A 14138-nucleotide genomic window follows, 5' to 3' on the forward strand; every position below is an offset into this window, starting at 1 on the left:
CTCTTATGCTGCGTACGCTTGCCATTCGCGATTTTGTCATTGTTGATACTCTTGAGCTGGAATTTTCCTCTGGCTTCAGTGTCCTGACGGGTGAAACCGGCGCTGGAAAATCGATATTAATCGATGCTCTGACACTGGCACTGGGTGGCCGTGGTGACGCCAGTATGGTGCGCGAATCCGCCGCCAGGGCAGATATCAGCGCCGAATTTTCTATCACGGAACACATCCAGCAATGGCTGCTGGAAAACGAATTCAGCGATCCTGAGCAACAGTTGATTCTGCGCCGCACGATCGACAACGCAGGGCGCTCGAAAGCCTGGATCAACGGCATCACCGCCACCGCAACGCAATTACGTGAACTGGGGGATCTGCTGGTCGATATTCATGGTCAACACGCGCATCAGTCTTTACTCAAAGCGGAAGCACAACGCTCACTACTGGACATGCAGGGCGGCTTACAAGAGCGCGCCGCAGAAGTCGCCGCTCGTTATAAAGCTTGGCGTAATCTGAGCCGGCAACGCGAAGAATTTGAAACCAATGCCAAGAATGTTTTACAAGAACGTGAGCGCCTCGAATGGCAGGTCGGTGAACTCGACAAATTGCAAATCAAGGCGGGCGAATGGGAAAACATCAGTCAGGAACACAGCCGCCTCGCACATGCGGCAAGCCTGCTCGATGGTGCGCAGGAAGCCGCTGCCCTGATTTCGGATTCTGAGCATCCAGTGCTGTCGCAACTGACTGCAGTACAACAGAAATTACTCAAGCTGCTGGATTACGATGCAGCGCTGAAACCGGTTACCGAAGCGCTGGAATCTGCCTGCATCAATTTGCAGGAAACCACTTATGCGCTGAACGATTATCTGAATCGCACCGAGCTCGATCCGGCACGCTTACGTGAAGTCGAACAACGCGTCGAAAGCATACATACAACGGCGCGCCGCTTTCATGTTGCTCCTGAATATTTATATCAGGAGTTTGCAACTCTGTCTGAACAATTAAAACAGTTGTCCGATGCCAGTGATATGGATGCGCTTCGCTTGCAGGAAGAAAAAGCGTATCAGCATTATCTGCAAGCCGCGCAACAACTGAGCAAAGCGCGCGAAAAAACCGCAAAAACACTGAGTGTTGCGGTAACGGCGGCAATGCAGGAATTGAGCATGGCCGGTGGCAGTTTTGCCGTCAGTCTGAATCCATGTGAGCCTGCTGCATACGGTATCGAGCAGATTGAATTTTTAGTCGCCGGTCATGCCGGGGTACAAGCCCGTCCGCTGGCAAAAGTAGCGTCCGGAGGAGAACTGGCGCGGATCTCCTTGGCTATTTCTGTCATTACTTCAGGCGCGACAGCTACGCCAACTTTGATTTTCGATGAAGTTGACAGCGGCATAGGCGGCGGTGTTGCCGAAGTCGTCGGACGCTTACTGAAACGACTGGGGCAAGACCGTCAGGTATTGTGCGTCACCCATTTGCCGCAGGTCGCAAGTCAGGCAAATCAGCATTTTCAGGTCAGTAAAACAAATCACAACGGTAAGACCCTCTCCCGTATTGACGTGCTCGATAACAAACAGCGCGTCGAAGAAATCGCCCGTATGCTGGGTGGCATAGAAATCACTGCAACCACTCGTAAACACGCCAGAGAATTACTGGCCTCATAAAAAGTAAATACCATGCGCTTTCTGAAAGAACCTGATTACTCCCACGGAAAAATCGGAAAAACGGCGGTCGTACTGATTAATCTCGGTACGCCGGATGCACCGACCAGACCGGCAGTACGCCGCTATCTGAAACAGTTTTTATGGGACAGACGTATCGTCGAAGTACCCCGCGCAATCTGGTGGCTGATCCTGCATGGGATTATCCTGCCCTTCCGCTCCGGTCAGTCAGCAAAGAAATATGCATCCATCTGGACCAATGACGGTTCGCCGTTAAAAGTACATACGGAAAAACAGGCGGTGCTGTTGAAGGGCTATCTTGGTGAACGTGGCCATGAGGTACACGTCACTTATGCGATGCGCTATGGCACGCCATCCATCCCCGATGTGCTACAAAAGCTGAAAGCAGATGGTTATGATCGCTTATTGATTTTGTCGGCTTATCCGCAATATTCGGCGACAACGACCGGATCGAATTTTGATGCGGTGTTCAGCCATTATCAACAGGTCAGAAATATTCCAGAACTGCGTCTGGTCAAAAATTATCATGACCATGAGGCTTACATAGAAGCGTTGCGACAATCTGTGATAACAAGCTGGCAAAGCAACGGCAGGCCGGAGAAACTGGTGATGAGCTTTCACGGTTTACCAAAAGCATTTCTGTTACGCGGTGACGTCTATCATTGTGAATGCTACAAAACGGCGCGCCTGCTTGCTGAAAAGCTCGGCCTGTCGAAAGATCAGTACGTCGTCACATTTCAGTCGCGTTTAGGAAGAGCCGAATGGCTGCAACCTTACACGGCGCCAACGGTAACGCAGCTTGCAAAAGACGGGGTTCGGCGGATTGATGTGATTTGCCCCGGCTTCATCGCTGATTGTCTGGAAACGCTGGAAGAAATTGCGATGGAAGTACGGGCCGATTTTCTGCAGGCCGGTGGTAAAGAATTTAATTACATTCCTTGTCTGAATGAATCACCTTCGTGGTTACGCGCTCTGGCCGAAATTGCTGAACAACATCTGATTGGCTGGCCAACCATGCTGACTGTCAGCATGCGCGAAGAACAGAAGCAACAGGCATTGCTCAGCCGCGCCGAAGCCAAACGTATGGGTGCAAATCAATAAGCGCCATAGACATGACGACAGCCACATATTTTATCGGCGACATTCAAGGTTGCGACGATCAACTGGGTGAACTGCTGCATCGCATAGAACAGCGCTCACCTTCCGCCCGCTATCTGTTTGCCGGTGACCTGGTGAATCGCGGGCCTAAATCCTTGCAGACTCTGCGTCGCGTACGTGCTTTGCAGCAGGCCGGGCAAGCAGAGAGTGTGCTTGGGAATCACGATCTGCATCTGCTGGCGGTGGCTCATGGCATCCGTCCCGCACATCGCAGCGATACGCTTACAGAAATATTAGATGCGCCGGATTGCGCTGAATTGCTGGAATGGTTGCGCCGGCGGCCGCTTGCAATCACAGAGCAGCAGCACTTACTGATTCATGCCGGACTTTTTCCGACGTGGTCGGCCGAAAAAGCAATGGCACTCGCGGGTGAAGTGGAAAGCATGTTACGCAGTCCGGACTGGCTGGACTTTTTACGGCAAATGTATGGTAATACTCCGGCTTACTGGGATGACGGTTTACAGGGTGCAGATCGCTTGCGCTGCATCGTCAATGCCCTGACACGGATGCGTTTTTGCAGCATTGAAGGACAAATGGATTTTGCCAGCAAGGATGGCGTCGGTACTGCTCCGCAAGGATATGCGCCTTGGTTCGATCTGCCACGCGCCTCAGACAACAGCACGGTGGTGTTTGGTCACTGGTCCACCTTAGGACTGGTATTGCGTCCCAATCTGATCAGCCTTGATACCGGTTGCGTCTGGGGCGGTAAGCTGACCGCAGTTGCTCTTCACGACAGAACGCTGGTACAGATAGACTGCCCGCAACAGCAAAAACCAGGCTGATATAAGCAACATTTTTCCCATTAAAAACAATCTGGCGGCAAGTGTGCTCTTCGCTCACTTGCCGTTGTTGTCTGCGCGATGAAGATAGGACAAAACAGTTGTGAACAATGTTTAAAACATTATATTTAAATAACAATTTAGCAATCTTCTGATTTATACTCAAAAATGACAATGCCGTTACATTTATTACGTTTTTAAACTTTTTGACATATAGCGGTCTGCTGTATCTGAGGAAAACATGGATCCGAATGAATTTCTGCCCGCAACACGAAAGGAGTTTCACCGGACTTTTCTGATTGCGATAGAGGCAGCGTTACCGCACACGCTGGACGCGTTATTTAAACGAGCCGAAGCAGCACACAGCTCTCAGGAACAAAGAGATTATTTGCATGCCAGCATGCGCTTAAGGCAGGACAGACAAATGTCCGATGCCATGAGTGAGGCGATGGATGAGCTGCTGAACCGGAGCTTTCAGACCACCTACAGTACATTTCGTCCGGCATCCGTATTGAAATTGCAAAGTGAAAGCCTGTCGCTGGTCGATTCCGACATACTCGAAAACGAGCTGCTGCTCAAGGACATGACGGCGAGCTTCCGGGCCGAAGCAGAAGAGCAGATACGTGACCTGAATATCCGCATCGCGCTGATATTCAGTCAGGAAAAAATCAGCGAACGGGAAAATCCGTTCCGGCCTTATATCATCGCCCGCTGCATTACCAACGGGGTAGAAAAATTTGAACTGGGTAGCAAAATTTCTACGGTTGTCAGCGCACAGCTTGCAGAAGATCTGATACCTCATATAGCCAAAATTTATGATGCAGTGAATAGCTACTTTGCCGCTCAGGGTATCGCAGCAGAGCTGCAGTTAAAAATCAAAAAAACACCGCCTGCCACTGCAACTGCGAATCCGGCAGCCCATACCGCAGACGCTGCTCAGCATGTCGACGACAACGCAGTTGCCGTCGATACGCATGACGAAGCACTGAGAGCTGCAGCCATGCATCAATCCGCATTCTCAGCGACCGAGGAATTTGCAACGCCTGCGTACGCCACACAACCACAGACAGCTCCGCAGGCGCCGATAGCCGCCGTCAGCAAAGTCGAACAATTATTTAACAGCGTGCGCGATATCGCAGCCGGTTTCAGTGTCAGTAAATTCGGTTCAGCGACGCAGCAGTTTTCCCGGCAACTGTTGCAACAGACAGCCTCTGCTTTCTCATCTCAACCAAGGGCAGTCGCTCCGCATCCGGGTTTTGATGAATACACCGCGCCGATGACCTCTGCTGGACGAATGCACTCGCAAGGATTTCAATGGTTAGAAAAAAATCAGTCCGTTGGAACAACCTTGCGGCAACTGTTCGGTGGTGGCAGCGGCATGACCGGTGCCACCGGCAGCGCAGCAAATCATGCCACCGGCAATACACGCAATGATTTTGTTGGCAGCGATAGCTCGGGCAATCATGCGACAGACATCCCTGTTTCCGCACCCGGCGGAAGCCATAGCGATCAGCGCATGCACCAGGTACAAAGCAAGATACCGCCGGACAATGCATCAGTGGCACCATCCACTCAACACGGTGTCCAGAGCGAAAATACAAGTCAGAGATACCATTCAGATCCCGGTTACAGCTCTGCGGAAAGCTCATCGGCCGATGCCGGTAGTGGCATCGTACAGTCAGTGCATGAACTACAAAAAAATAACATCATCTCCGGCGAACAGATGTTCAATCATCTGGGTGGCATCCGTAATCTGATTCTGGAGCAAAGAACCACGCTCAACGACATGACGGAGAATGTCGATGAGCAGATGACGATAGACGTCGTCGCAATGCTGTTTGAATTTATCTTAAGCGATCCGCAGGTACCAGCTGAAATACGCGCACAACTGGGACGTCTGCAATTTCTGGTGTTGAAAATTGCTCTGCGTGATCAGACTTTGCTCACGCAAAAAGGGCATCCGGCACGCATGCTGATCAACCGTGTCGGTTCCATTTCACTGGGACTGAAACAGATAGATCCAACGGGTGCGTACATCACACAGGAAATTTGCCGTATCGTCGAAACGCTGCTGGAAGACGACAGCGAAAATTCGCAATTATTCGTCCGTATGCTCGACGAATTTGATGCGTTCATTGCACGTGAACTGCGCTCCAGTGAACAGACGGTTGCACATACCATCGAAGCCATCGAAGCTGCGCAGAACCGTACTTTGCGGCTGGTGCATATCTCGGCGCAGTTACGCGAGGTGTTACAGAAACTGCAGATCGACCCCTATCTGCGCGATTTTTTAGAAAACACCTGGGTGCTTGCAATCGAATATGCAGAACGTGAAGATGCCAAACGCGGCATCCGCTATCGTCTGTTGATTCCCGATCTGCTGTGGAGCATCGTCCCCAAACTGAATGAGGACGACCGTACACAACTGTTCGCGCTGCTTCCCATCATTCTGAACACATTGCGCGAAGCACTGACTGCCATTCAGTGGAGTAACACTGAACAAAAACGTTTGCTCGACTGGCTGGTCGACGCTCATACGAACGCCTTACGCACCGTGCAGCAGGCGCTTCACCCGCAATCACATTCGCTGACTCTGCCGGCAATTCATGAACATTTTGCAGACTTCGTTTATCACAACGAAGCCTCACAGGAAGTCTTGCAAGAACAGTTACGGGCGCCGGAGACGCAGCAAAGACTCGATAAAGCAATACGTGAACTCGATATTCAGGTACAGATGCTCGATGAGTTTTTCGACAGCGAGCTGCCAGCAGATACCGTCGAATTTACTCAGGAAGTGATACAGGAACGCCTGCGCAGCGGTAAGTCAAACTCGGCATTAAACCCAGTATCGCCAGACTGAACTGGGTCGATCCTTCGCACAACAATCTGGTGCTGACGCTGGCAGGCAATGAAAAGCCGTCACTTGTCAGCGTACGCATGTTCCGCCGCATGATCGCTCACGGTCGCGTGCGTTTTCTCGAAAATGAGCCCCTGTTTGAACGTGCGGTACAGGCATTGCTGACGTCCGCAGACGCTGTCGATCGGCCGGCGCTGGCTTGAATATCCGGAACTGGCAAGGACGTCTGAACTTGTAACGATGCAGAGAGTCTGAGACGATACCGTCATCAACAAAGCGTCTGTCATGAATGTGATTTCTGATCACCGCGCATGGAATGCGCCTCATACCGCAGCGCGGCTATGTTCCGCGCTGCTGGCTGCAGCAGTCACGCTGTTGCTGATCCTCTTGCTATCACAACCGCTTCATCTCAAAACACATGATGCCGTACGTTATCCGGTACCAGCCATGCTGCTGCAATTTCCGCTGAATATCCGTGACGTCGTTGATGCGGCAAAAGACGCACCGGTAATGACGGCACCTGCAGCAGAGACGGTGCGTCAGGTACGCAAGAAATCAGACACAAGAGCAGACACCAGCTCGGACACCAGCACAACAACGCTCAGCTCCGCCGCAGTTCCCGCCGGCGAGACCAGTGTCGCCATTGACAGCATCACGGTAACACCGGGTCCGGCAACGCTGGATATCAGCCGGCAAAGTATCGCCAGAGCCTATCAGGCAAGTAAGAGTGAATTGCAGCAAAGGGCAGAAGCCAGCGGCAGAACGCTGAACAATACCGGTCCGGATAAATATGAACGTCTGCAGAAAGATTTGCAACAAGCGACGATTCCGGGATGCACGGATGAGGATGCCTTAAAACATCGTCCGGCAAAAATCGGTGGTGTCGCCTTTATTGGATTACTCGCAGCGCCATTCTGGGCACAGGCAGCGATGTCGGGTAAATGTCGCTGATGCGCTTCGACAGGAGACGATCTGAGCCATACTATGGCTGCTGTAAGCCTGAAAATACTCCCGGGAGTATATTTAAAGTTCGTTGATTGACGCTGAGAATAGGTGTTTTTTGGCACATACTCCCCAAAAATTCATTTTTTTAATATCGTTACAGGCCTGCAGCACGAAAAGCAGACGTTGAGATGAACGAAGAAACTGCGACAGCATGAGCGTGGTCAATACAGCTTCTGACCTCTATGTTTATCCGGCAGTTTTCGAGGATGCGTCAGGCAGATCCTGCGCCAAGCCTAATTCACGCAGTACCAGTTCGCGTGCCTGCAAAGCGATGTCGCGACGATGTGCGCCTTCGGTTGCAATTGCTGGCAGACGGATCACTTCAGCAATCATGCGCGGCGCTTTGAGGATAGTGCTCATACTTTCGGCAAACGTCATATCGCCAATGAAATCTGCCGCCGGATGAAATTTGCCTTGCGTATCGACATAACGCAGTACAAATGGCTGCACCGGCACTTTGGCTTCTATCGCTGCTTCAAATAAATTGGCGTGAAATGGCAGCACCGTGCCCTGCGCTGCGGTCGTGCCCTCAGGGAAAAAGGCAATGCGTTTACCATCATGAATCTGATGCACCAGACCTTCGTAAATCCGCCGCACTTCACGTTGCTTACCACGTGCCAAGAAAATGGTTCCGGCTTTTTCACATAACCAGCCCAGCACGGGCCAGGAACGGATATCAGCTTTCGCAACGAAATGACATGGATGCACCGTATTAATAACAAAAATATCGAGCCAGGAAACGTGGTTAGAAACAATCAGTGCCCGTTCCGCAAAGCGCCCCTGACTGGCATCTTTAAACACTACATCCACGGTACAAATCGCCATCAGCTGGCGCGACCAGCGTTGCACCAGCGCCTCTCTTCTGGCAGCCCCCACGATGGGAAAGAGCAAAGCACTGGTCAGCAAGCCTGCAAGCAGATGGAGGAAAACGCGGAAAAAATGCCAGAAAATCATACGGACTCGCCAGATACTCCAATGGAGCATTCATTAAAATTTTTGTTCTTCGGTACAAAGCCAAACGAGGCGTCGCAGATGGCATTCATACGCCCTGTTTGCTTTATATATAGCGGTTATTGCCAGCAGTCACCGCATCGCCCAGCGATAGCGGGCGATGCGGGTAACGGTATTGAATGCAGATTACAGATTGTCAAAGGCAATATGGCCATCGACCATCGTCAGCTTAACGACACCCGGCAATTCGTAGCCAAGAAACGGCGTATGCTTGCCCTGACTCGCTAAGGCCGCCGCTTCCACTTTCCAATGTGCGGCAGGATCAAACACGCACAGATCAGCGGCGCTGCCGGCCGTCAGCTTACCCGCAGCAATTCCGGCTACTTGCGCCGCACTGCTGCTGATTTTCGACAGCGCTTGCGACAAGGTCACGGCGCCACGGCTGTCTTCCGCCCATTTCAGCGCGAGCGACAATAACAATTCCAGACCAGTTGCCCCCGGTGACGCTTCGGCAAATGGCAGCAGTTTTTCATCATCATCAACCGGTGTGTGATCCGAGCAGATCGCATCGATGGTGCCATCGCTCAGTGCTGTCTTGATCGCATCACGGTCGCGCTGACTACGCAATGGCGGCGTCATGCGCGCATTCGAATCGAAGTAAGCAATATCGTTGTCGGTCAGATGGACATGATGGGCACCGACATCACACGTCAGCGGCAAGCCTTCCGCTTTCGCCTGACGTACCAGTTCCAGACCGGCAGCAGAGGAAATACGGCACAGATGCACTTTAGCACCCGTGGCCCGCATCAGCTCAAACAAGGTATGCAGCGCAATCGTTTCTGCCATGACAGGCACACCGGATAAGCCCAGACGCGATGCCAGCGGGCCACTATGCGCGACGCCACCTTTACCGATATAGGCGTCTTGCGGACGTAACCAGACCGTGTATCCGAACGTGCTCGCATATTGCAACGCGCGTTGTAAAGTATTGGTATCAGAGATCGTCACCTCAGCCTGCGAAAAACCGATACAGCCAGCCTCAGTCAGCGCCGACATTTCGGTCAGAGACTCACCTTTGAGCCCTACCGTCAGCGCACCCAATGGATATACATGGGCTTTATTTTGTGTGCGCGCACGTTGTCGCAGCATTTCGACCAGACCCGATTCATCCAGCACCGGATCGGTATCCGGCGGACACACCAGACTGGTGACGCCACCGCGCATCGCGGCCTGCAATTCCGATTCCAGTGTGGCTTTATATTCAAAGCCCGGTTCACGCAAACGCGCACTTAAATCCACCAGCCCCGGCGCCACAACCAGCCCGCTGGCATCCACAACTTTATTGGCGACAAAATCAGCCGGTGCCGCACCGACAGCAAGAATTTTTCCGGCAGCGATAAACACATCCTGTACCGCATCAACGCCGCTCGCCGGATCAATTACGCGGCCATTTTTAATTTGAATTTTCATGTTGCTTCCCTGTACGTCTCACGTAACGGATAACGCACGATCAGTTATCGCCGGGCCTGCGCCTGGCCGAATCTCACAGATATCAAGCGTCACTGCCGCTGTTGCCGGCGACAATACTCATCACAGCCATGCGCACGGCAATACCGAAAGTCACCTGCGACAAAATCACTGCCTGCGGGCCATCCGCCACAGCAGAATCAATTTCCACGCCACGGTTCATCGGTCCCGGATGCATGACAATCGCATCAGGATGCGCCAGCGCCAGCCGCTCCGGCGTCAGTCCGTAGCTCTTGAAATATTCCTGTGCAGATGGCAGCAAGGCACCGCTCATACGCTCATTTTGCAGGCGCAACATGATGATGACGTCCACACCTTTCAGACCTTCGTTCATGTCGGTGAACACACGTACCCCCATCTGCTCCAAGCCCCCCGGCAGCAGCGTATGAGGGCCAATCACGCGGACTTCAGGAACACCCAGTGTGGTCAGTGCATGAATGTCTGAGCGTGCAACGCGGCTGTGCAGGACGTCACCGACTATCGCGACGGTCAGATTCGTAAAATCTTTTTTGTAGTGGCGAATGGTGTACATGTCGAGCAAACCCTGGGTCGGATGTGCGTGACGACCATCACCTGCATTCACCACATGCACATGATGCTGCTTCGTGTCATTCAGATGTTTGGCGATCAGAAAAGGGGCGCCGGAAGTCGCATGACGTACCACGAACATATCGGCGTGCATCGCGGCCAGATTATCGATGGTGTCAAGCAGGGATTCGCCCTTGCTGGTACTGGATGCCGCGATATTGAGATTGATCACATCGGCTGACAGACGTTTCGAGGCAATCTCAAATGTGGTGCGGGTGCGGGTAGAGTTTTCAAAAAACAGATTGAACACACTTTTACCGCGCATCAGCGGTACTTTTTTAACTTCGCGGTCGCTGACACTGACAAATGACGAGGCGGTATCGAGGATATGATTGACGATGGATTTAGGCAGACCGTCTATCGTCAGCAGATGCTGAAGTTCGCCGTGTTTATTGAGCTGAGGATTATGCATGATCGATAGAAAAACTAAGTGTGCCATCGTCTGCGCGTTGCAGATTCACAGAGACAGCGGGTTCAAATGAGGCGACATGCGCCACAAAATCGGCAGCGATCGGCAATTCACGCCCACCGCGATCCACCAGTGCTGCCAGCATGACACGGGCAGGTCTGCCGTAGTCGAACAACTCATTGATCGCTGCACGCGTCGTTCGCCCTGTATACAAAACATCGTCAACCAGTATGATGTGCGCACCATCCACTTCGAACGGGATATGCGTCGGTTTGACATCGGCATGCAAACCCTTAGCCGCATAATCATCGCGATAAAACGACACATCAATCAGACCGGGTTTATTTTTCAGACCAAGATCATTCACCAGACGTTCAGCAATCCAGGCGCCACCTGAATAAATACCGATGATCGCCAGATTATCATTCGCCACCGCTTGTGGTTTGATCTGCTTCAGAAGCTGCTGATACAGCGCTTCCGCATTCAGTGTGGGGGAAACATTGCTCATGGGTTCTCGTCAAAATATTGTTGCAGAATCAGGGCTGCGGCATCGTCATCAATATGTGCACCGCGCTTGCCGTTCAGAACGGCGGAGGAATAACGCTCATCGACCAGTATCGTCGGAAGCCTGAAGCGGCCTTGCAACTGGTTCGCAAAGCGGCGGCAACGTTGCGTCATTTCGTGAGATTCACCATCCGGATGCAGCGGCAAACCAACAATGCATAACACAGGCTGCCAGTTACTGATCAGCGCAGCGATTTCGGCAAATTTGCCATCGTTGGTCGGTGCATGAATGATGTTGAGTGGTTCGGCCTGACGCAGGAAGGTATTGCCGACCGCCACACCAATACGTTTCAGCCCGAAGTCAAAGGCGAGTACAGTACCATCAGCTCTGACTTCCTGCGTCGCCATCAGGCATGCCCCGCTTCAGACGACAACATGGCAGGATCAATACCGAGTAATTTGATGGCCGCATTGAACCGCTCTTCGACCGGCAGCGAAAAAATAATCTGCGGATCGGCAGCAACAGTCAGCCAGCCGTTCGCAAGGATTTCTTTTTCAAGTTGTCCTGCGCCCCAACCGGCATAACCGACACTGATCACGATACGCTCTGGCCCCTCACCAGCCGCAATCGCTTCGAGCACGTCGCGCGAGGTTGTGAACGCAATATCATCAGTCACTTTGAGCGAAGATGTATAGTCTCCCACCGGTGAGTGCAGCACGAAACCACGGTCATCCTGCACCGGGCCACCAAACATCACCGGGCGTTTGCCCATAGGATGTGAATCGGGAATGACTTCCAGGCGCAGGTCGATACGGTCAAACAATTCAGCCACAGTCATATCGGTCGGACGATTAATCACCATACCCATCGCACCGCGGGGATTGTGTTCACACAGATACACCACGCTGCCGCCAAATACGGGATCGTGCATAGAAGGCATTGCAATCAGGAAATGATTTGTTAAATTTAAATCAAATTCCGGAACGTTATCGCCGCTCGCTGTTGCAACAATGTCAGAAATCTTGCCAGTCGGTGCAGGGACACCGTCGGACAGTTCAGAGTGTGGGGATTTTGTTTGCTTCGCCATGCCGCCATTTTAGCATTTTTAACGTGTATTTTCGATGTGTGCTAAGGTTCCGCACCATGATTCCGACTTTCCTCTTCTGATACTTATGCAAGAAAAATCTGTTTCTTTTCAGCGCGCTCTGGTCTGGTTCCGGCGCGATTTACGCTGCTTTGATCATGCCGCGTTATATCAGGCTTTACGACATAGCAAAGAAGTCATCTGTGTTTTTATTTTTGATCAGACCATATTGAAACATCTGCCGGCGAATGACAGGCGCGTGCGTTTCATTCACGACAGCATCGTCGAGCTGCAACAGGAAATCGGCAAGCTTGGCGGTAGTCTGCTGGTGATGTACGGCGATCCGGTCGAGGAAATTCCGCGTATCGCAGAGCAGTTCCAAGTCAACGCAGTTTTCGTCAACCATGATTACGAACCCGCTGCAATACAAAGAGATACAGCGGTGAAAGCAGCGCTCAGCCAACGGCAACGTACATTTTTAAGTTTTAAAGATCAGGTGATCTTTGAGAAAGACGAAGTTTTATCGCTGGCCGGTACGCCATTTTCCATCTTCACTCCATACAAAAATGCGTGGCTGAAAAAATTCTATGCGGAAGCTACTGACTTTTACGCAAAATCGTATCCGGTAGAAAAGTATGCTGTGCATTTTTGTCGTATCGACGTGCCTGGCATACCCGCATTATCAGAGATGGGGTTCAGCGACGTACAGACTCAGGTACTTCCGATACGGGCAGGAATGTCTGGCGGAACACAGCTGATACAGGATTTTCTGAACCGAATGAAGCACTACGATGTTGCCCGCGATTTCCCGGCACTCAAAGGACCGTCGTATTTGTCAGTGCATCTGCGCTTCGGCACGGTATCTGTGCGACATCTGGTACGCGAGGCAATGCAGCAAATCAGAACTGGCAGCAATCACGGCGCAGAAATCTGGCTGGCTGAACTGATCTGGCGCGATTTCTATTTCATGATTCTGCATCATCATCCGCATGTGACTGAGCGTGCGTTCAAACCCGATTACGACGCGATTCAATGGGAAACTGGAGAACAAGCGGATGCGCATTTCGCGGCGTGGTGTGAAGGTAATACCGGCTATCCGCTGGTTGATGCAGCGATGCGCCAACTGAATCAGACCGGTTATATGCATAACCGCCTGCGCATGGTGACCGCCTGCTTTCTGATTAAGGATCTGGGCATAGACTGGCGCCGCGGTGAAGCTTATTTTGCCGAAAAACTGAATGACTTTGATTTATCGGCAAACAACGGCGGGTGGCAATGGGCGTCGTCGTCTGGCTGCGACGCGCAACCATATTTCAGAATTTTTAATCCGATAACACAATCCGAAAAATTTGATGCCGAAGGTAAATTCATTGCGCGCTATTTACCGCAATTAGCAAAACTGGATAAGCGCACAATTCACGCCCCATGGAAAGCGGCACCACTTCTGTTACAGCAAGCTGGCATCAGTCTGGGAAAAGATTATCCTTATCCCATCGTCGAACATGAGGTCGCGCGAAAGAAAACCCTGGAGCGTTATGCCGTAGTCAAAAAGCCAGGGATGCTATCTGCGGAGTAAAGTGCCTCAGGCAGGGACAAATAATCGAT

The 14138-nt window shown here is 51.9% G+C and carries 13 protein-coding genes; 7 read left to right on the forward strand and 6 right to left on the reverse strand.

The genetic code is table 11. The features are described 5' to 3' along the window. The first annotated feature begins 5 nt into the window (after positions 1 to 5). The 6 genes from recN to ACOTSW_RS05160 all read left to right on the forward strand — a co-directional run bounded on the left by recN (position 6) and on the right by ACOTSW_RS05160 (position 7415). On the forward strand, positions 6 to 1652 hold the full coding sequence (recN, locus tag ACOTSW_RS05135; RefSeq protein WP_423681386.1) for a DNA repair protein RecN: 1647 nt from the start codon (positions 6 to 8) through the stop codon (positions 1650 to 1652). A 12-nt stretch (positions 1653 to 1664) separates the two neighbouring features. Next, a complete protein-coding gene (hemH, locus tag ACOTSW_RS05140) occupies positions 1665 to 2771 on the forward strand; it encodes a ferrochelatase (protein WP_423681387.1) in 1107 nt (368 codons plus the stop codon). A gap of 11 nt (positions 2772 to 2782) precedes the next feature. Then, positions 2783 to 3610: a symmetrical bis(5'-nucleosyl)-tetraphosphatase gene (locus ACOTSW_RS05145; protein ID WP_423681388.1), complete on the forward strand. Its 828-nt coding sequence runs from the start codon at positions 2783 to 2785 to the stop codon at positions 3608 to 3610. Positions 3611 to 3848: 238 nt separating this feature from the next. Further along, positions 3849 to 6467, forward strand: a complete 2619-nt coding sequence (locus ACOTSW_RS05150) for a DUF1631 family protein (RefSeq protein ID WP_423681389.1) — start codon at positions 3849 to 3851, stop codon at positions 6465 to 6467. 29 nt (positions 6468 to 6496) lie between these two features. After that, complete coding sequence (locus tag ACOTSW_RS05155; RefSeq protein WP_423681390.1) at positions 6497 to 6667, forward strand: hypothetical protein; 171 nt, start codon at positions 6497 to 6499, stop codon at positions 6665 to 6667. 82 nt (positions 6668 to 6749) lie between these two features. Then, the gene (locus tag ACOTSW_RS05160) at positions 6750 to 7415 is read left to right on the forward strand and encodes a hypothetical protein (RefSeq protein WP_423681391.1); all 666 of its coding nucleotides are present in this window, start codon (positions 6750 to 6752) and stop codon (positions 7413 to 7415) included. Between the two features lie 240 nt (positions 7416 to 7655). On the opposite strand, the gene ACOTSW_RS05165 is transcribed toward ACOTSW_RS05160, so the two are convergent. From ACOTSW_RS05165 to ACOTSW_RS05190, 6 genes are all read right to left on the reverse strand, one after another. Beyond that, complete coding sequence (locus ACOTSW_RS05165) at positions 7656 to 8423, reverse strand: lysophospholipid acyltransferase family protein (protein ID WP_423681392.1); 768 nt, start codon at positions 8421 to 8423, stop codon at positions 7656 to 7658. Between the two features lie 183 nt (positions 8424 to 8606). Then, positions 8607 to 9890: a dihydroorotase gene (locus ACOTSW_RS05170; RefSeq protein ID WP_423681393.1), complete on the reverse strand. Its 1284-nt coding sequence runs from the start codon at positions 9888 to 9890 to the stop codon at positions 8607 to 8609. 82 nt (positions 9891 to 9972) lie between these two features. Then, complete coding sequence (locus ACOTSW_RS05175) at positions 9973 to 10947, reverse strand: aspartate carbamoyltransferase catalytic subunit (protein WP_423682260.1); 975 nt, start codon at positions 10945 to 10947, stop codon at positions 9973 to 9975. Then, on the reverse strand, positions 10940 to 11452 hold the full coding sequence (gene pyrR, locus ACOTSW_RS05180) for a bifunctional pyr operon transcriptional regulator/uracil phosphoribosyltransferase PyrR (protein WP_423681394.1): 513 nt from the start codon (positions 11450 to 11452) through the stop codon (positions 10940 to 10942). The genes ACOTSW_RS05175 and pyrR overlap by 8 nt, the downstream gene beginning before the upstream one ends. Next, positions 11449 to 11856 carry a Holliday junction resolvase RuvX gene (gene ruvX, locus ACOTSW_RS05185; RefSeq protein ID WP_423681396.1) on the reverse strand — a complete coding sequence of 136 codons (408 nt, stop codon included), beginning with the start codon at positions 11854 to 11856 and terminating at the stop codon, positions 11449 to 11451. Before ruvX ends, pyrR begins: the two co-directional genes overlap by 4 nt. After that, entirely contained in the window at positions 11856 to 12536 is a 681-nt protein-coding gene (locus ACOTSW_RS05190; RefSeq protein ID WP_423681397.1) for a YqgE/AlgH family protein, read from the reverse strand. The genes ruvX and ACOTSW_RS05190 overlap by 1 nt, the downstream gene beginning before the upstream one ends. An 85-nt stretch (positions 12537 to 12621) precedes the next feature. On the opposite strand from ACOTSW_RS05190, the gene ACOTSW_RS05195 reads away from it, so the two are divergent. Continuing rightward, positions 12622 to 14109, forward strand: coding sequence for a cryptochrome/photolyase family protein (locus ACOTSW_RS05195; RefSeq protein ID WP_423681399.1), 1488 nt, complete (start codon positions 12622 to 12624; stop codon positions 14107 to 14109). Positions 14110 to 14138 lie beyond the last annotated feature (29 nt).

The organism is Undibacterium sp. WLHG33 (genome assembly GCF_049544815.1).
Taxonomy (GTDB): Bacteria; Pseudomonadota; Gammaproteobacteria; order Burkholderiales; family Burkholderiaceae_D; genus Undibacterium.

Coding starts and splice junctions, on each gene's coding strand:
- hemH (WP_423681387.1), top strand. CDS start 1,665: ATGCGCTTTCTGAAAGAACCTGATTACTCCCACGGAAAAATCGGAAAA.
- ACOTSW_RS05175 (WP_423682260.1), bottom strand. CDS start 10,947: ATGCATAATCCTCAGCTCAATAAACACGGCGAACTTCAGCATCTGCTG.
- recN (WP_423681386.1), top strand. CDS start 6: ATGCTGCGTACGCTTGCCATTCGCGATTTTGTCATTGTTGATACTCTT.
- ACOTSW_RS05160 (WP_423681391.1), top strand. CDS start 6,750: ATGAATGTGATTTCTGATCACCGCGCATGGAATGCGCCTCATACCGCA.
- ruvX (WP_423681396.1), bottom strand. CDS start 11,856: ATGGCGACGCAGGAAGTCAGAGCTGATGGTACTGTACTCGCCTTTGAC.
- ACOTSW_RS05170 (WP_423681393.1), bottom strand. CDS start 9,890: ATGAAAATTCAAATTAAAAATGGCCGCGTAATTGATCCGGCGAGCGGC.
- ACOTSW_RS05165 (WP_423681392.1), bottom strand. CDS start 8,423: ATGATTTTCTGGCATTTTTTCCGCGTTTTCCTCCATCTGCTTGCAGGC.
- ACOTSW_RS05145 (WP_423681388.1), top strand. CDS start 2,783: ATGACGACAGCCACATATTTTATCGGCGACATTCAAGGTTGCGACGAT.
- ACOTSW_RS05190 (WP_423681397.1), bottom strand. CDS start 12,536: ATGGCGAAGCAAACAAAATCCCCACACTCTGAACTGTCCGACGGTGTC.
- ACOTSW_RS05150 (WP_423681389.1), top strand. CDS start 3,849: ATGGATCCGAATGAATTTCTGCCCGCAACACGAAAGGAGTTTCACCGG.
- pyrR (WP_423681394.1), bottom strand. CDS start 11,452: ATGAGCAATGTTTCCCCCACACTGAATGCGGAAGCGCTGTATCAGCAG.
- ACOTSW_RS05195 (WP_423681399.1), top strand. CDS start 12,622: ATGCAAGAAAAATCTGTTTCTTTTCAGCGCGCTCTGGTCTGGTTCCGG.